The 22291-nt window shown below is 68.0% G+C and carries 19 protein-coding genes; 2 read left to right on the top strand and 17 right to left on the bottom strand.

Going from position 1 to position 22291, the window contains the following annotated elements:
• Positions 1 to 889 precede the first annotated feature (889 nt).
• Positions 890 to 1327, bottom strand: a complete 438-nt coding sequence (locus DL991_RS21180; RefSeq protein WP_125786081.1) for a hypothetical protein — start codon at positions 1325 to 1327, stop codon at positions 890 to 892.
• A gap of 1184 nt (positions 1328 to 2511) precedes the next feature.
• Here DL991_RS21180 and DL991_RS21185 point away from each other — a divergent pair.
• A complete protein-coding gene (locus tag DL991_RS21185; protein ID WP_125786082.1) occupies positions 2512 to 3285 on the top strand; it encodes a DUF5131 family protein in 774 nt (257 codons plus the stop codon).
• Here DL991_RS21185 and tcmP read toward each other — a convergent pair.
• The 7 genes from tcmP to DL991_RS21225 form a co-directional block, all read right to left on the bottom strand.
• A complete protein-coding gene (gene tcmP / locus DL991_RS21190) occupies positions 3245 to 4387 on the bottom strand; it encodes a three-Cys-motif partner protein TcmP (protein ID WP_125786083.1) in 1143 nt (380 codons plus the stop codon). The two genes, DL991_RS21185 and tcmP, sit on opposite strands and share 41 nt — an antisense overlap.
• Before the next feature lie 314 nt (positions 4388 to 4701).
• Entirely contained in the window at positions 4702 to 6696 is a 1995-nt protein-coding gene (locus DL991_RS42660; protein ID WP_158634440.1) for a hypothetical protein, read from the bottom strand.
• A 258-nt stretch (positions 6697 to 6954) separates the two neighbouring features.
• A complete protein-coding gene (locus DL991_RS43390) occupies positions 6955 to 7944 on the bottom strand; it encodes a DNA cytosine methyltransferase (RefSeq protein WP_233598928.1) in 990 nt (329 codons plus the stop codon).
• A gap of 104 nt (positions 7945 to 8048) precedes the next feature.
• Positions 8049 to 8408: a hypothetical protein gene (locus tag DL991_RS21210; protein ID WP_125786084.1), complete on the bottom strand. Its 360-nt coding sequence runs from the start codon at positions 8406 to 8408 to the stop codon at positions 8049 to 8051.
• Entirely contained in the window at positions 8405 to 8896 is a 492-nt protein-coding gene (locus DL991_RS21215; protein ID WP_125786085.1) for a hypothetical protein, read from the bottom strand. Before DL991_RS21215 ends, DL991_RS21210 begins: the two co-directional genes overlap by 4 nt.
• A gap of 5 nt (positions 8897 to 8901) precedes the next feature.
• Entirely contained in the window at positions 8902 to 9219 is a 318-nt protein-coding gene (locus DL991_RS21220; protein ID WP_125786086.1) for a hypothetical protein, read from the bottom strand.
• Positions 9220 to 9310: 91 nt separating this feature from the next.
• Positions 9311 to 9499: a hypothetical protein gene (locus DL991_RS21225; protein WP_125786087.1), complete on the bottom strand. Its 189-nt coding sequence runs from the start codon at positions 9497 to 9499 to the stop codon at positions 9311 to 9313.
• Positions 9500 to 9873: 374 nt separating this feature from the next.
• On the opposite strand from DL991_RS21225, the gene DL991_RS21230 reads away from it, so the two are divergent.
• Positions 9874 to 10287: a hypothetical protein gene (locus tag DL991_RS21230; RefSeq protein ID WP_125786088.1), complete on the top strand. Its 414-nt coding sequence runs from the start codon at positions 9874 to 9876 to the stop codon at positions 10285 to 10287.
• Positions 10288 to 10439: 152 nt separating this feature from the next.
• Here DL991_RS21230 and mobF read toward each other — a convergent pair whose 3' ends face one another.
• From mobF to DL991_RS21270, 9 genes are all read right to left on the bottom strand, one after another.
• Entirely contained in the window at positions 10440 to 14897 is a 4458-nt protein-coding gene (gene mobF, locus DL991_RS21235) for a MobF family relaxase (protein WP_125786089.1), read from the bottom strand.
• Positions 14898 to 15117: 220 nt separating this feature from the next.
• Positions 15118 to 16050, bottom strand: a complete 933-nt coding sequence (locus DL991_RS21240) for a hypothetical protein (RefSeq protein WP_125786090.1) — start codon at positions 16048 to 16050, stop codon at positions 15118 to 15120.
• 2 nt (positions 16051 to 16052) lie between these two features.
• Complete coding sequence (locus DL991_RS42665) at positions 16053 to 18263, bottom strand: hypothetical protein (protein ID WP_158634441.1); 2211 nt, start codon at positions 18261 to 18263, stop codon at positions 16053 to 16055.
• Positions 18260 to 18991 carry a hypothetical protein gene (locus tag DL991_RS21250; RefSeq protein WP_125786091.1) on the bottom strand — a complete coding sequence of 244 codons (732 nt, stop codon included), beginning with the start codon at positions 18989 to 18991 and terminating at the stop codon, positions 18260 to 18262. Before DL991_RS21250 ends, DL991_RS42665 begins: the two co-directional genes overlap by 4 nt.
• Positions 18988 to 19194 carry a hypothetical protein gene (locus DL991_RS21255; RefSeq protein WP_125786092.1) on the bottom strand — a complete coding sequence of 69 codons (207 nt, stop codon included), beginning with the start codon at positions 19192 to 19194 and terminating at the stop codon, positions 18988 to 18990. Before DL991_RS21255 ends, DL991_RS21250 begins: the two co-directional genes overlap by 4 nt.
• Positions 19194 to 19571: an SsgA family sporulation/cell division regulator gene (locus DL991_RS42670; protein WP_158634442.1), complete on the bottom strand. Its 378-nt coding sequence runs from the start codon at positions 19569 to 19571 to the stop codon at positions 19194 to 19196. The genes DL991_RS21255 and DL991_RS42670 overlap by 1 nt, the downstream gene beginning before the upstream one ends.
• Positions 19568 to 19852, bottom strand: a complete 285-nt coding sequence (locus DL991_RS42675; protein WP_158634443.1) for a hypothetical protein — start codon at positions 19850 to 19852, stop codon at positions 19568 to 19570. The genes DL991_RS42670 and DL991_RS42675 overlap by 4 nt, the downstream gene beginning before the upstream one ends.
• Positions 19849 to 21942, bottom strand: coding sequence for a type IV secretory system conjugative DNA transfer family protein (locus DL991_RS21265; RefSeq protein WP_158634444.1), 2094 nt, complete (start codon positions 21940 to 21942; stop codon positions 19849 to 19851). The genes DL991_RS42675 and DL991_RS21265 overlap by 4 nt, the downstream gene beginning before the upstream one ends.
• Positions 21942 to 22250, bottom strand: coding sequence for a helix-turn-helix domain-containing protein (locus DL991_RS21270; protein ID WP_125786095.1), 309 nt, complete (start codon positions 22248 to 22250; stop codon positions 21942 to 21944). The genes DL991_RS21265 and DL991_RS21270 overlap by 1 nt, the downstream gene beginning before the upstream one ends.
• Positions 22251 to 22291: the final 41 nt, after the last annotated feature.

A 22291-nucleotide genomic window follows, 5' to 3' on the forward strand; every position in this document is an offset into this window, starting at 1 on the left:
CCGAGGCGTGGCCACACGGGCCCCAAAGCCGCAACTTTCGGCACAGCGGTGAAAACGGAGCCCACTGACCAAGCGCACACGTAGATCGCCCGAACGCATATCGACGAGTACCAGCCTGATCGACTACCAACGCCACCTGTCACCAGCGGGACCGACATCAGCCGCCTACAGCGAGAACAGATCGACCGTTGACGCCTGCGTGAGCCTACGAATTCCTCGCCGCCACGCCACCGAAAGGCGGGCAACGACTGTCCACGACAAGGGGCAGCCACCAATAACGCTCGAATATCCAGGCCGCAGGCTGCATAACCCAAACCAGTGCGGCTATCGCGAGGTGCCCGTCCGACCGGAGCACCGTCACGGCCGGCGTCAGCTTCCCGAAGCCGTCTCCCCGAACGCGCTGATGATGGACCTTGTCGACCGTCGCCACGGACGCGCTGTCGTGGGCCGCACGATGGAGCCGGCCTGGCTCCTGCCGGGAGGCGCACCCGGCCGCCCGATCAGCGCCCGGCAACTCATGCGGCGGTTGAACCGGCTGGGCATCCGGGCGAGGCTGAGCCGCAACACCGCGCTGATCGATCTGGCCGCTCAGCTTCCCGCGACGCTGCTGTCCGACTTGCTCAACCAGGCCCGAAGGTCCCGGCGTGGTCACCACGCTGGGCCTTCGTGGCAACTTTTCCAGAGAGCAGCTGGTGGGTGGCCCCGCGACGTCACGCCGGGGGTTGATGAACGATGGCCGGGAAATCGCTGGACGTCGAGGCCGCTGCCCCGACCGTGGGTGGCTTTGCGGATGGTGACGATTCCGCGGCAGGTCTCGAGCATGCATTCGTAGCGGCGGGAATGTAGCGGCGAGGCCTCACCACCCTCGACGTCGCCGCCACTTTGCCTGCTATTCGGTGATCGTGCCGCTTCGGCACTCGACGATCGCACCATCGTCCCAGCTACACGCGGACCAGTACACGTAGTCGCCGTTGGGAACGTTTCCCACGCCCATGCACACGGTGGCGCCGCTGTAGATGTGCTCGTAGTACTCCTTCCCGGTGGCGTGGTTCTTCACCCGGAGGGAGACGGACTTTCCGTCGCCAGGTTTGTCGGCGAGTTCGAAGTTGTCTTGGTCGTCTCCGGTGTCCTGGTTGTAGTCGTGCCAGCGAACCGTCCCAGCCGGGTCGCCATCACCGGGGACATTCCAAGCACCTTCTGCGCGACCGCGGCAGGATGCCTGGGCATCTGCGGCCTGGGCTGTCGTGGTGACGAGGGCCGGAGCGGAGAAGGCAGTGGCAGCGAACGCCACGATCGCCAGGCCGGCGAACATGCGGTTCTTCATCATGGTGTTTCTCCTGTGTCGTGGAAGTACCTCCAGGAGAGTGGGAGCAAGCGGCTGGTCTGGCCAGGCCTTTGCGGCACAGCGAAAACCTCCATCGCCCACAGTTCCGGCCAATTGTCTGATAATGACGTATTATCTGACAAGCAGCGGAACGGCTCCTGCGGGAGCGCGTTCGCGGGAGCCACCCTTTTCGCGGGTATTAGCTGACAAGTAGGTAATCGAGGGCCCGGTGGGCGCCGAAGGGCACCTCGCCGTCGCCGCGGAGAGACGTCCTCCGGCGTGCCGGCGGCCGACGCGCTCGCCTCGTTCCTGCGGCACCTCGCCGGGCGGCGAGGCCGATCCGGCCGCATCACCTCGCCGGAGACCGTCCGCTCCTACACCTCCGCACTGCCCACTGCCTTCGCCGGGATCGCACACCTTGGCGAGTTCGCCGTCGGCGGCGGTCGCGAACGGGCTGCGCCCGAACATCCGCACCGCGTGGGGAGACGCGGCCCCGGCGACGTTCAATGCCAAGCGCGCCGCCGTCGCCACTGCCTGGCCTACTTCGGTGACCAGGACTGGCTCGGGACCCGCCCGCGGTGCTGGCCGGGCTCAACCGCCAGCCCCAGCCCAAACCGGACGACACTCAAGAACTCGTGCGTGCTCGCTCCATCGGCCTCTTGCCTGAACCTGAGCCGCTCGCGGCGTGGACCTCTGCCCACGCGAGACAGCATGCCTCGCCAGAGCCCAGGGAGGCACGTCCTGAGCGCCGGCCTCATCCTGCCCAGAACATCGCCCGTACCGCAGGCAGACTCGACCCAAAATCGGCACAGCTGTGAAAACGGAGACGAAACGGAGCCCAACGGCGCTGAGGAAAATATGAATAGGACTCGCGAACTGTGACATATCGGCAGTTCAGACGCCATCTTGATCTTGAGCCGCCAAGGGGGCTCGAACCCCTGACCTTCTGTTTACAAGTTCCAGCGTTGCTTTGCCGTTACTCGGATCCCCTGGTCACTAGAGGTGCCAGTTGTACGAATCTGGGCCCCTCGGGCACCAGTGGGCAGCAGTTCGTGGACCAGAGCGTGGACCAAGATCGAGGCCGGCAGGCTGCAAGTTTCACGGCGCGCGCCCCACTCGATACCCGCCGACCCACCTACACAAAGAAGCACTAGTAGAACGCTTGTTCGATGGACTACCCTGTCGACATGTCAGCCAAGAGTACGATCGAGTGGACCGAAGCCACATGGAACCCTACTACCGGCTGCGATCGCGTATCGACAGGCTGTGACAACTGCTACGCGCTGACCCTAGCGAAACGACTTAAGGCAATGGGTGTCGCCAAGTATCAGACTGATGGCGATTCACGAACAAGTGGGCCAGGGTTCGGAGTTGCACTACACAAAGACGCGCTATCGACACCGTACACATGGCGCCAGCCGCGTCTCGTCTTCGTAAATTCAATGAGTGATCTATTTCACGCCAAGGTGCCGCTGCCTTTTGTTCAAGACGTTTTTCAAGTTATGCGCGAGACGCCGCAGCATACCTATCAGATTCTCACGAAACGCAGTAAGCGCCTGTCAAGAATGGCACCCAGTTTGCAATGGCCTAGCAATGTCTGGGTGGGCGTGAGCGTTGAATCAGAAGATCAGTACGATCGCGTGCGGGATCTCATGTCCGTTCCAGCCTCCGTTCGCTTCCTATCCTGCGAGCCGCTATTGGGACCGATACCAAAAATTCCACTCGCCGGGATCGATTGGCTGATCGCAGGAGGAGAGAGTGGTCCAAGCGCCCGGCAGCTAGATCCGGAATGGGTTAGAAACGTACGTGATCGGTGTCGCGACCACTCAGTCCCCTTCTTTTTTAAGCAATGGGGCGGCCTTCGCCCGAAGAGTGGAGGGCGAACCTTGGACGGCAGGCTTTGGAGTGAAATGCCGCGACCTAACCACGTGCGACGTACGCCCGCTGCAACTTCCCCTTAGGAACATCTTTTACCACCCTGCGATCCTTTAAGATTTTTAGCGCCTGTCGAATATGAGTCTCACGCGCCAGCCCCAGAGTGCGCCCCAATACTTTGCCAAGCCTGGCTTCAACAACAAAGCCTTGCTCGCCCATTAAAATTCCTTCAATGTTTTTTGCAATTTCTGCTACCCAAGCGTCTTCGTTATCATCAAAGCTGAGGCCGCGCAGCTCCTCTTGACCACCCGAAGCAGCTTCCCGACGAGCAGAGAGCCAGCCTCGCCACTCTTGCCGCGCCATGGACATGGACCGCGCCATCTCCCACAGGCCATCCCAGTGACGCGTGAAGAGAATCAGCTCATAAACCGGTTTTGCTTCTAATGAATCCGCAACATTGGCTGTGATCGATCCATAGCCAGCCGCCTCGCACACACGCTTTGCGTACCCCAGCAGGACCTCCTGCACCCAGCCTTCGGCTTCATCGCGAGCCAGGTCCCGCCACCAGTCGCCACCCAACGCCTCATCAAGCGCGCGCAGTTGCCCTTCCTTGGCCGCATATTCTTTGTCACTGCGGACGACTCCGGAAATTCGCCGTACAGCCTCATATGAAAAGTTCATCAGAAGCTCAGTCTTTGGCTGCTGATAAGACGAGACACCTTGCCTATCCCGAGACTTCAAAACAGCGACAACGCGATCAAAAGAAATAGTTAGGCCATACGGATCAAGGAACACCAATATTGGCAAGTCGCCAGCGGCGCGCAAAACATCATCCACATGCTTCTCGACTGGACCTTGTCGCACTTCATAGGTAGCAGGATCGACCGATTTTCTTATCAGTAGCTCTTTGAGCCTATTGCAGTAATCCTCTTCTTTCTCACTGAACACGGAATAGACAGACCGCAAATCTGCCATAGCCACCGCGGTATCAACGAGCAACTCAGGCGATCCTGGATTCTCGTCGTCATAGCGCCCCGGCCCCGAGTAGGCGTCATAAACGACAATCTTATTATTGGCAGAAGTTGACCCAACCTTGCCTGCCCAGGCGGGCGTGTAGCTCTTGAGCAGCTTATGTTTGTAAATGGCCGCCGCTTGAGGAGACAGAAAAAAGTTTTTGTTGCTGCTCATCGTGTCATTCTCCCCTTGCCTCGCCGTGGACAGACCAGACTAGTTGTTTGCTCGAATATAATCGATACTCCACTCCGGTGGCAGGACCTCGTCCACGTATCGCTTGTCCACAGCCGCCGACATGGGTATCCATGTGTGTCAAGTCGCGCCCGTACAGGTCGACGAAGCTTTCTCGGGTTCACGCAGCGGGCGGAACAAGCTTCGGCTTTCTGCTGGACGCTAATACGGGGGAGGGCCGAACCGGAGCCGCTCGCCAGAAAGCCCGGCCCCCATACAGGTGGGAGCCGGGCTTTCTGTGGGAGGGGTCCCGTGGATCAGTCTTCGTCCTCGTCTCCGAGGTCGTACTCCTCCTCGTCGTCCTGCTCCTCGTCAGGATCCTCGTCGAGCGGCAGCTCGTCCTCGGGGAACGTCGCGAAGGGGTCGTCGTCCTTGCCGTACTTGTTGTAGAGCTTGGTCAGCTGCTTCGGGAAGTTCTCGTAGACCTCGTCCTTCTCCATGCCGAGCCGGGCCATCACGGGCCGGCCCTGCTCGTCCTTGAGGGCGAACATGTCACGCAGCAGCGTCGTGGACAGGCCGAGCTCATCGCGCAGCTTCTCCTCCTTCGCCGCGTATACTTCATCGGGAGTTTTGGGGGTTTCGCCCTCGTCCTCGGAATCGTCCGAAGACGTCGGGAGCTTGCCGCCGGTGAAGGCGAGCGCGCGGATGCCCATGTTGCCGTCGGTCCATTTGGCGGTGTAGTGCACCACGTCGCCGTCGCGGTTCTTCTTCAGGCCGCCTTCGACGTCGAACACCCTGGGCCGGTAGGGCTGCTCGCCGTCGGCCCAGGCGATCGCGTCGGCGAGCACGTTGACGCCGCCGGCAGTCTTGGCGAGCCCCTCGACGACCTTCTCCACGCTCCCACGCAGCGCGCTGATGGCCTTGACCGTGGACTCCTGATCGCCGAGAAGCAGCCCGGAGGCACAGAGAGCCGGGCCGCCGCGGGCCATCAGCTCGGCGAGCACCGGGCTGTCGAAACGGCCGGCGTTGACTTCGGCGACCGCCTTCTTGCGAAGGACCGCGCTCTTCGCGCCGCTGATGTCCCAGTCCGCCTGGATCAGCAGTTCCGGCGTGAAGGCGCGCATCAGCGCCCGCTCGGCAGACGGGGCGACCTCGTCGAACTGCCGCACGACGAGAGGGCCGATGAGCTTGGCGCGCTTGACCTTCGTGAGGTACTTGCCCACGTCGGTGATCACGAAGTCCCGGACCAGCGGCTCGTTCTCCGCGTCACACACGGCGTGCACGAGGGTCGCGGCACGGACGGACGGCTTCCCTTCGACCTCGGGCGTACGCCCGAGGATCGAGTCGGCCATGTCGTCGTCCAGGCGGTCGTCGCCCCGGAGGCTGAGGACGAACCGTTCACCGATGACGTTGGCCTGCGCGACGTCGGTGAAGGGCCGCGGCTGCACGTGGACGGACTCGACGTAGTCGTTGATGACGGTCGGGAACCCGTGGTTGATCGGCGTGACCATGTCGCCGTCGACGGCCGCGACGACCACGAGGGCTGGCATCGTCGCGGCACGGGCCGCGTGAAGCGTGTTCCGCGACATCGGGGTGCTGTGGAACCGCTTCGTGATCCGGTCGTAGGAGTCCCGAAGGTGGTCCAGCGGGGCGTCGCTGCCGAGCAGCGGCGCGTCCGGGGCGGTGTCGGTCAGCTCGTGGCACGCCTCGGCGCGGGTGCTGCCGTCGATCGTGTGGAGGAACCAGTGTTCTTCGACGGAACCGTCGTCGTTGGTCACGTACGCCCGCGCGATGACCACGACGGGCGGGTTCCACACGCCGCGGGGGCTGCGCCGGATCTGCGTGATCAGGTCCTGGGACCTGATGGTCTCCGCGCTGAGCTTGACGGCTTCGAGCATGTCGGTCAGCGACGCCGGGTGGTAGTCGATGATCGCCGGCTTGTGGTGCCGACCGATCGGCCAGGGGCGATACGTGCCGCCGTTGTGGGTCTGGATCTCGTAGCGGCTCCGGCCGTTGCCCCCGTCACCGGAGATCGTCGGGGTCCACACGGTGGTGCGGTGCGCCAGCAGGAACTTGCCGTCCGGCGTCTGGATCGCCTGGAGATGCCCGAAGGGGTGCTTCACGTCGACCTGGTTGCGGTCCAGCGCCGGATCGACCATCGCCGTCGCCAGGCAGAACGCGGCTTCCTGGGGAAGCCCCCAGGCGCTCGCGAACCGGGTCGCGGAGTTCTTGATCGCGCGGCCGTCGGCGAGGTCGGGGAACGGCACGTCCTCGCCGCCGATGTTGTACGTCGTGGTGGGGCTGTCAGCCATGATTACGTCCTTTTCGCTCGGATCTGAATACGACACCCAGACAGTGGGCGGATCCGAAAAGGACTCGTCCCAGCGGCCCTTCCAACGCGTGGCGTGGGTCCTATCTGGCGACTGAGCTACCACGAGGCCTGTCCGCGAAGAGGAGAACCAGCCGGGCACGAGGACGGCAATCCGTGGAGCGGAAACTCCGTGAACTCCGAGTCGTACGTCGACCTTCAGGTTCCCGTTCGTCAACAGCCCGAGCAGGTCGGTCGTCGATCAGCCTAGCACCGCTGCTGAGACCCCGATCACAGGGTCTGCCGGGATAGCCGCGAAGGGCTTCGAGCCAGCGAGCAGCAGGGGTTTCAGGACGGCGGCGGCCAGGGGCGGCGGGACGGCGTTGCCGACCTGGAGTTGCCGGGAGGTCGAGCCACCTGCCCACGGGTAGTCGACACGGAAGCCTTGCAGCAGCCCGGCTTCGGCGACGGTCATGTTCCGACGGGTCCCGTCGGGCCATTCCCACTTGTTCCGTCCACAACGGCCGGTCATGGTGAACGCGGGTCCGGTCATCGGCCGGCGGCCGCGGCGTTTCGGGTCGCCGCCGGTGCCGTAGTTCGACACCAACACCGCTCCGTCCCAGCCGAGCACGTCGGCCATCGACACCAGCCGGGCACTATGCGGGCCAGGTGCGAGCGCGCCGTCGTCGAGACGAGCGGTCAGCACCGCCCGCCGGCGGGTCTGCGCCACGCCGTACTGTTCGGCGGCCACGACGCCGGTCCACGTGCGGTAGCCGAGTTCGCGCAACAGCGCGGCGGCGTGCTGCCACAACGGAAGAACCGCGGGCACCTGCTCCAACGCCACCCACCTCGGACGAAGCCGAGCGACGTAGCGGAGCGGCTCGGCGGTCAACGGCGACCGCGCGTCCGCCCACGTAACCTCCTGGTCCGGAACGCGACCCTGCGCGAAGTCGGTCATCCTGTCCGCGACCTCGGCCTGATCGATCCGTCCGCGACCGGCACCGGAGGCCGACCACGGCGGGCACGGCGGCGACTGAACGACGCCGTCGACCGCCTCGAACTGGTCGAGGTCCACTGTGGCGACATCGGCGACCAGCCGGCGGTGGCCTGCTTCCGTAGCGGTCGCGGCCGCGTCGCGATCCAGCTCGATACCGACAGAGTCGCCGCGGAACCCGGCCAAGCGCAGCCCTTCCGACCAGCCCCCGGGACCGGCGAACCCCTCGACCACCAGTCCGCTCCCAGTCGAGGTCATCGGCGCAGCTCCTTTATGTTTCCCTGCTTCGCGAGCACATCATCGAACACTGCGGGCTCCTTTCCCCTCTCGGGCGGCCTGGGCGTGTCATCGATCATGTTTCGTCACCCCTCGGCCGGCGGCGCCTCCTTCCCTGCGGCCTGCACAATCTCGTGGTGCGTCATCCGCGCGGCGGCGTCGGGATTGGCGATGATCCACGCGGCGATCCGCTTCGCGCGTGGAAGGTGCCGACGCCCTGGAGGCGCGATCCAGCGGCCGTGGTCGAGTGGAACCGTCCCGGCCACCCAGCCCACGTCCTCGGATTCCGGGTAGGCCCGGTGCAAGTGCCACTCATCCGTGCCCGACCAACCGCTCTTGCCGCGGCGGACGCTGTGGGCTCCCAATGCCCAGACGGTGTCGTTGTGCTCGGTCAGGTAGAGCCCTTGCTGGTCAGTCCACACGAGTTCGGCGGGCGGGTTCGTCATCGCTGGTTCTCCTCGGTGACGTCGAGCGGGTCTTTCGTCAGGCCGGCGCCGACGAGAAGGTCGTTCAGGGCGTGGTCACGCAGCTCGACGAGCTGGTACTCGGTGTCGCGGATCGCGTCGAGCAGCTCCTTAGCCTCGGCGGGACGGAGCCGTCCGCAGCGGGAGTAGTGAAAGGTGTCCTCGACGGCTTCGAGCAACGCGCCGGCGAGCTTGACGGCGTCACCGCGGGTCAGCCGCACGGGATGTTGACTGTCGCGGGTGGGCTTGTAGTTGGTGTCGATCTCGACGAGGTGGCGCTCTTCGCCGCAGTCGGCGTACTCCAGGGCCTCCTCGGAGACCTCGCCGGTGAAGGTTGGGTCATAGCCCTCGACCACCTCCACGCGGACGCTGTTGGCCCACTGCTCCAAGTCATCCGGGTCGGGCGTCCAGCCCTCGAAACTCGTGGAGAACGCGGGAAACGGAACGTAGGCGGGCTGCTGCTTGGTCACGACGATCAGTCCTTTGTGGTCGAAGAGTGGCGGGGGTTGGCGATGCCGATCACGGTGTGGTTCCAGGTGCCGCTTGCGCGGTCGCCGTGCTTGTTCACGCGCAGTCCGAGGAACCGCACCCAGGCGTCGAAGGTGGTGTGAGGGTTCTTGTCGAAGGGGTCGTCGATCTCGCCGTGCAGGCACGATCCGGCGGCGGTGCTGACGCTCCAGCGCAGGGGAGGGATTTCCGCCTGCTCGGCAGCTGCCAAGAGGTTCGCCAAGACGCGGGCACGACGTGCCTGCTGCTCGCGCTCGGACCAGCGCTCGTCACTGGGATTGCTCACGTGGTTCTCCCTTCTCAGATGTGCCACTGGTGGCCGCAGTCGAGGCACGTGGCCAGACCGGCGAGGACGTAGAAGCTCCAATGCGTGCAGCTCATGACCTGACCTCCTGGCGAAGGATTTCGGTGATGACGTCAGCGGCTTCAGCACCGGTCTGGGCCCATGCCTCACCGTCGAGGACCTGGTCGAGGTACTGCGCGATCTGCGTCTTGGCTCGCCGCCACTGCTCGCCGGACATCGCGAGTTCGTCGGCTGCCTGGTTCTTCTTTCCCTGTGCTGCCATGGCGATCTCCCTCGTGTGTGGTGATCTGTTGGTGTGCCGGGTGGTTTTCTTCGCTGCCCGTAGGGCGGGGCGTCGGCTCTGCCGCTGCCCCTTTTCGGCGCACCGCGCGGCCCCAGAGGCTCGCGGTCAAGGGGTCAGGCCGAAAAGTTTTTGAGCGCACGCTTTTCGCGCTCAAAAAGTTTTTGGAATGCGCCCCTTTACCGTGAGGTTGGGGCCGTGCTAAGCCGGGCTGCGAAGCTCAAAAGCACAGTCCGCGCTTGCGCGGACCTTGTTCCGCCCGCAGAGGGCGGTCATCGGTGAAGGCGACCGTGCGCCGGCGGATTGCCCCGGTCGGTGGACGGTTTCTGTCGGGGGCGCGTGTCACCATGGATTCCATGGAGCTGACCGGACGCGACTTCGACCGGATCCCCCACGGCAACGTGCGGGTCCCGGTGGTGGAGTTCGCGCGTCTGTGGCTCGCTGCGGAACGCCAGTACGACCGCGAGCGCACCTGGGCGGCTCTCGGCGTGGTCGACGTGTGCCGCTGGATCGCCTGTGCGGCCGTCCGCCTCGAAACCGGCCGCACGTTCCTCGCCTACGCCCCAATCACGGAGCGAACCGGGCTCGCGCACGAAGAGACCATCGAAGCGGAATGCCTGGCCGCTCAGTGTCTCGCGCTGCGCCGGCCGGTTCCCGGCTACGTCGCGAACCGGCCCGGCTGGCTCGATTCGATCGTGGCCACCCTGGAGTGGGCGTGGCACCGCAGCGGCGTTCCGCCGCTCGACGTCCCCGCCCACTCTCAGGGCTGACCAGTTAATTCGCTTAGACCCACGAGAATTACCAGCTAGCATTTGGCTGCAGGTCGAGCAGCAGGTAATGCCGGGCAAGGAAGAGAGCTGCCTAGCACTCCCCGGAACCTCCTCAAGGCAGTCATCTCTGGGGCCTCAAATCCCAGACTCGCTCATCGCCCGTACACCGCGCCGTCGGCGTCGGCCTGCTCGGCCGCGTCGGCGGCGTCGCTGGAGTGGCGGCGGTAGAGCTCCGCCGCCTGGGCTTCCTCTTCGGCGTGCCGTTCCTCGGCGGCCTGGCGGGCGGCGATCTCCTTGAGCGCGCGCTGTGCCTGCTCGACTGCTCCTGCGGTCTCTTCGGCCGTCGGCACCCGGACCTCGTCGGACTCGACGACCGGGTCCTCGGCGGCCGCGACCTCGCGCACGTCGGCCACCTCGACCTCCGCGATCACGCCCTCGACGTCGTCGGCGGTGGTGACGGTGTCGACGTCGGCGGCGCGCTGCTGGGCGACGTCGGTGAGGTCGTGGTCGGCGGTGACCTCGCGGTGGACGTCCTCAGCGGCCATGTGCTCGTGGTGGACGTCGAGCCACTCGTCGGCGGTGACCAGCGGCGCGGGTGTGGTGTCGAGGTTGCGGGCGGAGATTTCCGCGCTGGCGCGGTCGGCCGCGGCGCGGGTCTCGGCGGTGTGGGCGTACCACAGCGCCCGCGCCTCGTCGGCGCCTTCCAGCTCGGCCGCGCGAGCGGCGAGGGTGTCGGCGAGCGCCTCGGCCTCGGCCGCCTCCTGGAGCATCCGCTCCCGCTCCTCTTCGTCGGCCGCGGCGTCGGCCTCGGCGCGGCGCATGGCCGCGTCCCGGCGTCGGGCGTCGAGGGCTTGGTGGGTTCCGGCGAGTTCCTGGCCGACGAACTCCGGCCCCCACGCCTTCTCCCGTTCCCACGCCCGCATCCGGACCAGCAGCTGGCCGTCGGACATCTCCAGCTCGTCCCGCCCGGACTCCGGACGTCCGAGGACGCGCCAGGCCGAGCGCCACGACGCGTACGCCTCGACCTGGCCGGACTTCGGGGCCGGGCCCAGCGCGGTCTCCTCGTCCTCGTGGCCGGTCAGCTCGCGGTGCGCCGCGACCATTCCGGCCTGCTTGCTCCACTCCTTCACCAGGGCGGGATCCTCCGGCACCGGTCCGAACGCCTCGATCGCCCACTGCTGCGGCTCCGCCGCCAGCTGCTCACCCAGCTCCAGACGGCGAGCATCCGCAGTGTCGGCCAGCGTGCGCAGGTAGGTAGCCCATTGGGAGTCGTCGACCTTGGGTAGCCAGTCGGCGTAGGAATCGCCGACGGGGTCGAGGGTGACGGTGTCGGTGATCCGGTGGTGGATGACGTTCGTCAGCTGCCGCGATCCGGACAAGGTCCGGGCGGTGACGGCGTGGTCGAGGACTTCGCGTGGGTCGTGCCCGGCGAGTTCGGCGCGGCGTAGCAGCCGCGCGAGCGTGGGGCCGCCGTCCTCGGCGGCGATCCTCGCGCGCTGGTTCTCCGTCAGCTTCCCTTCTTCCACCAGCTCGTCGAGCCACCGCTGGGTGCGTCCAGCGGTAGCGAGCTCAGTGGCGTCAGCGAGGAGTTCGGCCGGGGTACGGATCGCGTCGTTGTCCGCCGCCGCCTCGGTCGCCTCGGCCAGCGCGGACCGTTGCGGGCCGGTGCCGTCGAACGCGGCGGCCAGCACCGCGGCCGGACTGCGTTTCACCGCCTGCAACGCCGCGCCCTCGGTCGCGTCGGCCGGGACTGCCAGCGTCGTCACGTGCGCGGTGTTGCCCTCGCGGCCACGGGTGAGCCCGACGTAGAGGGATTCCTGACCGGTCGCCTCGGTCACGACGGCGTGACTGGTGTCGACGGTGAGTCCCTGAGCACTGTGGACGGTCGAGGCGTAGCCCAGCGCCACATGCTCCGACACGTAGGCGCCAGGCAGCGTGATCCGCTCCCCCAGCACCTCGCCGACACCGTCCTCGTGTCCGAGGACGCGGGCGACGATGAGGCCGCCGTCGTCGCGGGTGTCGAGGACGCGGTACTGCTTGCGGTTGATCGGCGCCTCCGGGTTGCCGTCGAACCCCGTGAGGTGCCAGCCGTTGCGGCGGGCCTGGACCAGGTCCCCGACGCCGGCGTAGGTGCCCTGCATCCCCAGCGGCACCCCGGTTTCGGCGACTTTGCCGAGCCGGACGAGTTCGTTGCGGAGTTCGGCGGACAGGTGCGCGGCCTGCTCGTTGGTGTCCACGATCAGGATCGAGTGCTTTCCCGCGAGGGTGTCCGCGAGCCACGCCTTTCCGGCCGCGGCTTCGGCTTGTTCGCGTGTTCCGCCGTCGAGGATCCGGCCGTGCTTGTGGTAGTCGCCGAGCACGGTCTCGTCGCCGTCGCGCAGCCGCAGCGACGCCGACCGTTCCCACTCGGCCTGGAACCGGCGGACCTCGGTCAGCTCGTAGGCGGCGCCGGCGGTGGCCATGAGGTCCATGCCGCCTCCGGCGCCGACGGCGGCGAGCTGCCGGTGGTCGCCGGTCAGCAGCAGTTTCGCCCCCGCCGCCTCGACGTGGCGGTGGATGCGGGCGAGGTCGGCGGTGTTGGCCATGGCGGACTCGTCGACCATGACCAGGTCGCCTGGGTTGAGCTTCCATTCGAGGTGCTCGGGGTGGGTCGAGCCCTCGGCGAGCTTCTCCTGCACCCCGAGCCACCGCGCGATGTTCCGCGCGGTCAGCCCCTCACCGGCGAGGACGTCGGTCGCGACCTGACTCGACGCCAAGCCCACGACGCGGCGGGACTGGCCGCCCCACAAGTCGTTGTCCTGCCACGCTTTCGCCAGCGCGCCGACCACAAAGGACTTCCCGGTCCCGGCCGGGCCGACCAGCGACTCCACCGCCGCGCCGGAGGTCAGCACGCCGCGCACCGCGGCAGCCTGGTCCGCGCCCAGCACCATCCCCGCGTCGGCCAGCGCCGACACGAATCCGTCCACGTCGGACACATCCAGCGCCGGGGCGCCGCCCCGGGCGGTGGCGGCGGCGAGCGCGCGTTCGGTGTGAACATGTTCCGGGGTCGCGTACAGCTGCCCGGCCGGGGCGGCGTAGGCCGAACGCCCGTCGGCGAGTTTCAGCACGTCGGGCAGGACGGCGACGCCGGGCCGGTTCGACGACAGCGGCGTCGCCAGCTTCACGCCCTCGGCGGTGAGGGTGTCCAGCAGCCGCGCGACCTGGACACCGTCCAGGTCGCCGAGCTGGTCCGGGAGCGCGTCGGAGATCGCGCGGGTCAGGTCCGGTGCGGTCCATCCGGCCTTTGTGGACTGCACGTCCGCCAGCGCGGTCTTCAACACCTCGTCCGGCGACCACTGCGCGGCCTCGCGCGGACCGTGCGCGAGGTTCAGCACCTCGCGGGCCACGCCTTCCAGGCCGCCCGCGATCTCGGCGCGCAGCTCGCGGTCCCACCGCTCCAGGCGCGCCTCGGTGGTTTCGCCGTCGTGGGACTTCGCCTTGCGCGTGGCGAACGTCGCCTGCCGCTGCAAGCGGTCCAGTTCCAGCGAGTTCGGCTCCCGCCCGAACTTCGCCTCGAACGCCTCGACCAGGGCGGCGGTCTTCTTCGTCACCGCGCGGCGGCGGGAGCTGAACAGGTCCATCGCCCGCTGGTCCATGCCCACGATCTCGCGGGCCTTCCCGTCCGGGCGGGTCGCCACCCGCACGCCGAGCGCGCGGGCGAGGTGTTCCTCGGTGGTGCGCTCCCCCACCGCCGCCGCGGCGCCCCGGAACTTGTGGATCGCTTTCGAGTCCAGCGTCCGCCACTTCCCGTCCGCGCCCTGGACACGGTTCAGGATCGGGTTGTGGATGTGCAGCTGCGGATCGTGGTTGCGGGAATCGTGCTGGAAGAACGACGCGATCACCCAGTCGTGCGCGTCGATGAACCGACCCGCGGCCCCGCCATGGTGCCCCACCCGGGAGTAGCCGGCGTGCTCGGCGAGGTAATCCAGCGACGCCCGGTTCCCGGCCCAGATCGCGTCCTCGACCGCGTCCCGGTGCGCCGCCCACGACGCCGCCGCGGTGCGGGCGTCGTCGCGCTGGCGGGCAATCTCGGCGAGTTCGGCCGGGGACGCGCCCGCCGCCGTGGCGGCGGCGAGCGCGTCGTTCAATCGTCCAGCCGTCCGGGCGGCGTTCACTTGCTGCGCCTCGAACGCGGTGTGCAAGACGGTCACCGACTTCTGGACGCTGAACGTCACGTCCAGAAACGGGACATTGCGGCGCGCGGACTTGTTCGCGTCCAACCGCAACTGCTCGCGACGTTCAGCCGTCGCGCCCGGCTCGGCGTCCAACGCGGCCGCGTACAACTCGTCCGCCGTTGGATACTTCCGCCCCGTGTGACCCAGAGTGGACGCCTCCGCCCACCGGGCTGGATCGCTGAACGCCTCGTCACGCGGATCGATGAACTGCTCGAACACCGCGCGCATATCCTGCTCGTCGACCAGCCCCGTCAGGCCGAGTTTCTCCGCGCCGCCGCCGTACCAGCGGCCCGGCGGCTCCCCCTCCGACACCGCACCCGTGTAGTAGTTCTCCCGGCCCTTCGCGATCTCGTCGAGGACGTAATCGACCGAGTACCCCGTCGAAATCGACAGCATCACAACCCCCTCACAAGATCAACACGCGGGCCTTGAAGATCAACAACGGTGGTCGTGTTCCCGGGCGCCCGCCAGGGCGCACCGGCCCGACAGATCGTGATGCCTAGGTGTGCATTCCTTCTTTGGATCGGTGAGTACTTGCTGGGTGAGGTGCTGATAGGTGTCTTGGGCTGAATTCGTGGCTTACTGACTTGCGTTGTGCTGCTGGGTGACTTGCTGATCATGAGTTGGCCTTGGTGGCGCTGAGGTTGGTGATGACATGCAGATGGTGAGGCTGTTCCCGGAGTTCTTTGAGGACGGTTCCGGCGGTACCTCGGGAGACCTCGGCCGTTTCGGCGAGCTGATCGACGGTCGGCAGACTGCCGTGCAGCGCCTGATGCTTGCGGGCCTCATGCAAGGCGCGGTCCCGCTTCGGCGACGACGGCACCACCGCTGGACGCTCCGGCGTCGGCTCCACCGCGCCACGCGACACAGGCCGCTCCGGCTGAACGGAAGACGGTGGCGGGACTGGACGTTCAGACGGCTCGTCGGTCGCGGACTCATCCAACGGCCTCGGCTGGACACGCCCGGATTGGACGGACGACGACTGGACGGAGACACGCTCCGGACGGTCCAGCTGGACGGACTGCGCATGGAAAGCTGTCGGATGCGGGACGGTGGTGGCACTCGCGGCGACACCCTCGGATGCCTGGCCGGTGCTCGTGTCCGGTGCGGTGGACGCCTTCCGGCTGCCGCGAAGCTCGCTGAGCATGAACAGCAGGTGCGCCACGATCGCCGCCGCGATCGCCGGCCACGCCCCCACCCAGAACCGCAGCAACTCCGGCGGCGGATTCCCCGCCGAGCCCGGCGTGGGCGCGGTGAACCCGCCGACGAAGTAGATCGCCTGCGCCAACCCGGACAGCCCGGCCGCGAGGATCACCACCGCCCACGCGTACCGACGCCCCGCACCGGACAACCGCGACGTCGCCACGTAGGCCACGATCGCCAGACCGTCGGTGATCACCGGGTAGGTCCACGCGATACTCGCCAGCACCCCGGACGCCACCACGACCTCGAACAGGCCGTGCGCGGTCGCGACCGCGGCGCAGATCGCCACCACTAGACCCGGCAACCAGAACCCCGCCGTCGCCCACGTGCTCGTGGACTTGCTCATCGCTACCACCCCTCGGCGATGTAGTCGTCCAGGTCGTCGTCCTCGACGTCCTCGTCCTCGCTGTTCCAGTGCGCGCAGCGCTCGGCGCGGTCCTCGTCCTCGTCGTACTCGTCGGCCACGTCCTCGACGGACTCGACGGACTCGACGGACTCGACAACGTCGTCCACGGCCTGTTCGCACTCGGCCATCCGTTCCGCCAGCGGCGCAGCCTCGGAGTCCGCCGCTGGACTCTCGTCAACGTCGTCGTTCGTGTTCTCACGCCCGGATCTCTCCTCGACCAGGGCGTAGCCGCGCTCCTCGGCGAGCACCTCGTCGATGCTGTCCAGCACGTATTCCGTGGCGTCGCGCTCGTCGGCCTCAAGCTCGTCTTCGCGGGCCTCGATCAGGTCCTGTAATCGATCGCCCTCGTCTCGTTCGTACGTCGAGTCCTCGGGGTATTCAGCAGCAGGAGCCGGAAGGTTGCGGTCGATCCAGCTGCCCGCTTCCGGAGCACGGTCGACCTCGGGTGCCCGTTCCTCGATCATGAGCCGGTCGTACTGCTCGGGCGTGACGCCTGCTCGTGCCAGGTCTTCGTCCGTGATCGGCCCATCCGGCAGGCTCCGCACCGCATCCCGTGCGCGTTCCATCTCCTCCCGGTCGGAGACCGGCAGAACGTCCTCGTCGAGGACCTGGTCGATCCGGTCGACCACGTCGTCGGCGTCATTGGTGACCTGGCTGGTGTCGTCCTGGTCCACGACCGGCCACTCGTTCGCCTGGCCGTCGTCGGACGGTGCGGTCGACAGCTGCGCGAGAGCCTGGTCGACGTCCGCGTCGGCGGCATTCAGCACGGTGCGATAGGCGGTGCGGGTCGCAGCGCTCTCGACGACGCCATGGATGTCTTCCACGTCTAGTTCCCGCGCCATGGCGGCGGCCTCGCGAGCGGTCAGACCCTCGTCGCCGGACTCGATACGGCTGTCCTCGGTGACCAGCTCGAGCGCTGTCCGCAAGTCCATGTCCGGCAGGCTCGTGGTCACGCCGGCGTCCTGGGCAGGCAGGTTTCGCTCGATCCAGCCGCCCGGTTCCGGGGCCTGCTCGGGAACCTCGGGTGCCTCGATTTCAGCGGCCTCGTCGAGGACGTCATGGGGCGTGGCCACGTGGGTCTGGTCCACCAGCCGCTGGATCTCCTGTTCCTCCCCCGGCTCGTTGCCGGCGGCCATCTCGGCGGCCTTCGCGTCGTGGCTGTCGGCGGTGGCGGTGGCCTCGGCGGCCTCGCGTTCCAGCCGCGCCCGCACCTCCGGGTCGGTGGCGCTGGCCGCGGCCGTGGAGCGCAGGGACGCGACGTGGCGGTACCGCTCGGCGGCGAGCCGGGTCCCAGCCTGGGCCAGCTGATCCGGAACCTCGGCGGTGGCGGTGTCGGCCACTGGCCGGGTTCCGCGCGGCATGACCGCGGACCAGGGCTCGACCTGCCAGTTCTGGGCGGCTTCGTCCTCCGCCCGACGAAGGGCGGTGACCATGTCGACCCCGTCCCTGATCAGGGCTTGGTAGCGCTGCTCGACCTGGGACTGGTACAGCTCCTCGTCGTTGCGCCGCCGGACGGCAGCGGCTTCGGCCTGCGCGGAAATTCCCGGTTCGTTGGTATCCACAGTGGACTCCTCTCCGGTGTCGTGGGCCACCGCGTGCTCGGCAGCTGCGTCCTCGACGACGGCGGCGTCCGTGGGAATGGGGTCCTGGGCGGCGGTGTCGGCGGCGATCGCCCGTGCGTCGTCGGGCTCGTAGCCGATGGTGATCAGCTGTTCGTAGTCGCGGACGGCCTTCGCGCCGATCGGGGAGACTCGCTCCAGCCGCTGCGCGATCTCCTCCGCCGGGACGCCGTCCTGCTGCCAGGCCTGATAGGACCGCATGGTCGCGTCGGCGATCTCGCGCTGCCGCAGCTGCCCGGCCGTTTCGCCGACATCGTCGAGGACGTCGTGGGTTGCGGCCACGCGAGTCTGATCAACCAGCCGCTGGATCTCCTGTTCCTCCCACGGCTCGTTGTCGTCGGCCATCTCGGCGGCCTTCGCGTCGTAGCCCTCGGCGGCGGCGGTGGCCTCGGCGGCTTCGCGTTCCAGCCGTGTCCGCACCACCGGGTCGGTGGCGCCGGCGGCGGCCGTGGAGCGCAGGAACGCGATATCGCGGTACCGCTCGGCCGCGAGCCGGGTCGCGGCCTGGGTCAGCTGATCCATCCATTCGCTCATCGCCGGACACCTCCGTTGCGGCGGCGCGCGGCCTCGGCGGCGCGGGCATCAGCGACGACGTCGGCGTCCGGTTCCGGCGCGGTCTCGGTACGGGCGGCGCCCCACCATCCGGCGATCGGCGCGAGCGCGGTCCCGGACGGAACCCGAGGTGCGGGCAGGCACAGGGTGCCGCCGTCCTGGTGGTTCTCCAGCGAACAGTTCGCCGTCGCCACCTTGATCCGCTTCACCACACCGGGCCGGTACCGGTCGTGCCAGTCCGCGGCGCGGCCGACGGTGGCGTCCTTGTCGACGTAGGCCGCGAGCCACGACCGCATCAGGCACACCAGTTCCTCGACCACGTCGGGGTGCCACCACCAGCACTCCGGGAGCTCGGCGCCGTGGTAGCGCAGATACACCCGGGGCAGCCACAGCGACAGCTCCGTGAGCACCGTCTGGGCCTCGTCGACACCGTCGGTGTCCTCGCCGTCGGCCAGATCGAGCCACGACAACGGCCGGGTCTTCGTCCCCGGCTCCTCGTCGTTGAGCTGCTCCACCAGGCCCTTGACGACCTTCGCCAGCTTCGTCACCTGCTCCGGCAACGACTCGACAAGATCGTGCAGCGCTTCCACCTGCTGCGGCAGCGGCGTGACCGCCTCCATCGTCATGCGCAGGCCCTCGACCTCACGGGCCAGACCAGCGACCGCGGCCGACGTCGCGAACTCGGGCTCTTTCTTCTCGTTGCCGTTCATCGGGGGACCTCCACGAGGTCGAAGCGGGCGTGAAGTTCGGTCCAGGCGGCGTGGTGACGGCCGTCGGCGGTGTGCCACAGCCCGTCCTCGCCCGGGAACCACAGGTGCATCAGGTCGTCGCGGACCACCGGGTGATCGGCCGGAGCGGGCTTCTCGGCGACGCCGGCGGCGAGCCACACACGCGGTGCCGTGGGGGCGCTCATCAGAACGTCACCTCCGGGAACACCTCGGCGGCGGCCGACCAGTCGATTGCGTCGGACTCGGTCCCGGCCGGGACAATCAGGTAGGTCAGGGAGAGGAACGCGGCGAGGTCGTCGCGGCGGAAGATCGCCGAACCGGAACCGTCCGGAGTGGACAGCGCGAGCACCACGAGGTCGCCGCGGGCGGTGATCCGCACGTCACCGATCCCGGCGGCACCGGTGTTGAGGGCGTCCTCGAGCAATTCCCGGCCCAGCACCCAACGGGCTTCGTCCGGTTCGATCGGGAACGACAGCGCGACGGCGAACGGTTCGCCGCGCCGGTACTCGGCGGTCACCTGGAGCCGCTGCGAATCGACCAGAGCGAGCAGGTGCAGCTTCATCGCGCACCCCCACCCGAAATGGAGCCCAGACGGCGGCCGGTTTCGGAGACCACCCAGGCCACGAAGTCGTCCCGCACACCGGGCGCGATGTGCGCGTTCAGGAACGCGGCGATCTGCTCGGCGGGCTGACCGTTCACCGTGCGCCACACGATGATCTCCACCAACATCGCGACCAGGCGCTGCGGTTCGCCGCTGTGCACGGCGAACTCGTAGGCCAACTGCTCGATCACCGACGTAATCCGGAACGTGTCGACCGGGACGAAAGGCGGGTTCGGGTTCATCGGTTCCCGCCCTCCCCGCGCTCGTCACGGCCCGGGAACTCGCCCGACCCGGCGATGTGCGCATCGAGTTCGGCGTCCAGCGCCGCCAGCGGATCCGTCTTCCGGGTGTCGCCGGCGACGGGCTCCGGTTCGGTGTCCAGGCGCACGGCCTCGACCCGGACGGCACCGGCCTCGTGCTCGGCCTGCGGCGGCACGACCGGCTCGACCCGAGCGGCGCGGCGGGTGGCGGCCCAGTCCTGGGCACGCGCGACCCACGGCTCGACCCGGTCGGCCAGCATGTCGACGAACGCCCCGGCCTTCGTGAGCCACAGCTCGCGACGGTCAGCCCACCGGATCATCAGCTCGGCGTAGCGCCAACGGCGCTCGATCGCCTTGACGTCGCGGCGCTTCCACGCCATCTGGAGCCGCCCGATCGCAGCGGGCATCCCCCGCCGCACGATCACCGCGTGCAACTCCGGCAGTTGCGAGATCTGCCCCGGCGAGAGCACCGGCACCCGCTGCGGGGTCCGCCCGGTGACGTGCCCGTCGTTGTCCTCGGTGGCGACCATCTCGTGCCGGTCGGAGGTCAGCAGCGAATACGCCTGGAGGTCGTCGGGGTCCTTCTGGTTGGCCAGCACCAGCAGCGTCGAGGAGTTCGTCAGGATCGCCGCGCACCCGGTGTCACCCCACCGCTTCCGCAGCTGCGCGCGGGACTGGGCTCCGATGTGGATGGTGACGTTGCGGCCACCCATGTCCGAGGTCCAGTTGTCCAAAGGAACCGGGCAGATCAGCGCCGCCTCGTCGAGCACCATCGTCAACGCGGGGTCCAGCCGCCCACCGGCGGACTCGGACGCGATGCGGCGGGCCTCGCGGGCGATGTGCGCGGTCAGCGCCGCCACCAGCGGGGCCGTGTGGCCCTCTTCGGCGCCGAGCATGTAGACGGTGCCGCGCTTGTCGAGCAGCTCGGCGACGTCGAACGCGCCACCCGTCGCGGCGGCCCGCGCGGTCGGGTCGATCAGCCACCCCAGGGCGGGCATGATCGTCGTGGTGATCGACGACCGGGTCCGGTCGTTCGTGCTCAGGAACTGCCGCGCGGTGGTCTCGAACGCCGGTTCCGGCGAGCGGCGCAGCAGCCGCAGCACCTCATCCGCCGAACCGTCCGGGTCCGCGACCCACGACTGCACATCCACCATGTCCAGGCCGCCCAGGGCGGCGGCGTGCATCAGCGCAGCCAACGCGCGGCGGGCCTGCGACACCCAGTGCTCCCGCTCGTCACTGCCACCATCGGGCAACAGGTCCGACGCGCGGTAGGTCGCGGTCACCGGGTTCGCGCACCCGGCCAGCGGGTCGAACGCGATCGTCGAGTCCAGCTTCCCCAACCCCGACGGGTTGAACACGAACACCGGGCCGTGCTGCTCACGCAGCTGCGCGGTCAGCTCGATCAGGTCCGTCCGCGTCGAGGTGGCGATCACCGCGCCCGGGGCGTCGAGGATCCGGCACGCCAGCTCCCCCGTCTTCCCCGACCGCGGTCCACCCAGCCGCAACGTCACGTCCTCCACCGGCGACCAGATCCGCTGGAAACCCACCCGCGCCACCGCCGTCGCGAACCCGGTCACCGGAACCCGGCGGCGCGTCCACCACGGCGACTTCCGCAGCGACGGCTTCAGCACCTTCGCCTTCCGGCGCATCGCGGACTTCGACGCCACCCGCCAGATCTGCCAGCGCGACGCCACACCACCATTCCGGCGCGACCGGCGCGACCACTTCCCGATCAGCCCCGCCGAACCATTCCGGCCCCGCAGACCCACGAACGCCGCGACCGCCAGAACCGGGCCACCGATCAGCAGCCCCCACGGCCACACCTTGTAACCCGGCGTCTCCTCGGGAACCCAGCCCGCGAACCACACCGACAAACCGGTCAACCCGGCCGCCACGGTCACCAGGCGTGCCGCGTTCCCCCGCACCAGCTCCGCCAGACCGAACACGCCGGCCGCTACACCCGCGACCACGAACCACGGCCACACCACAGCGGCCTTCACATGCCAGTCACTCAACAAATTGCCCAGCGCGATCAACACGACCGCCGTCAAAAACGCTCCGAACGTACGCATCAGGCCGCACCCCCAGCCGCGGCCGCCTGGTCGCGCCAACGCGACGCCCATTCGGCGACGTCTACGCACTGGCCCACGGCCAGCACGTCGCTGATCAGGCGTTCGACGACGACCCGGGGCACGACATAGCGCCCGCCGATCTTGAGCCCCGGAAAGCTGCCAGAACGGAGATGGCGATACATCGTCGACTGGTCGAGGCGGAACAGTCCCGCTGCCTCAGCGACGTTGTAGAAGGTCGGTTCGGTTCGAAGGTGCGCAGGTAACGACGGCTTTTCCGGCGATCGACCTGCCTGAACTGCGTTGTCCACGTGAGAGCCCTTCCCCTGGACCGAGCGGCCACTCCACCCGG

This window comes from Amycolatopsis sp. WAC 01375 (assembly GCF_003947325.1).
In the GTDB taxonomy this organism is placed as follows: domain Bacteria; phylum Actinomycetota; class Actinomycetes; order Mycobacteriales; family Pseudonocardiaceae; genus Amycolatopsis.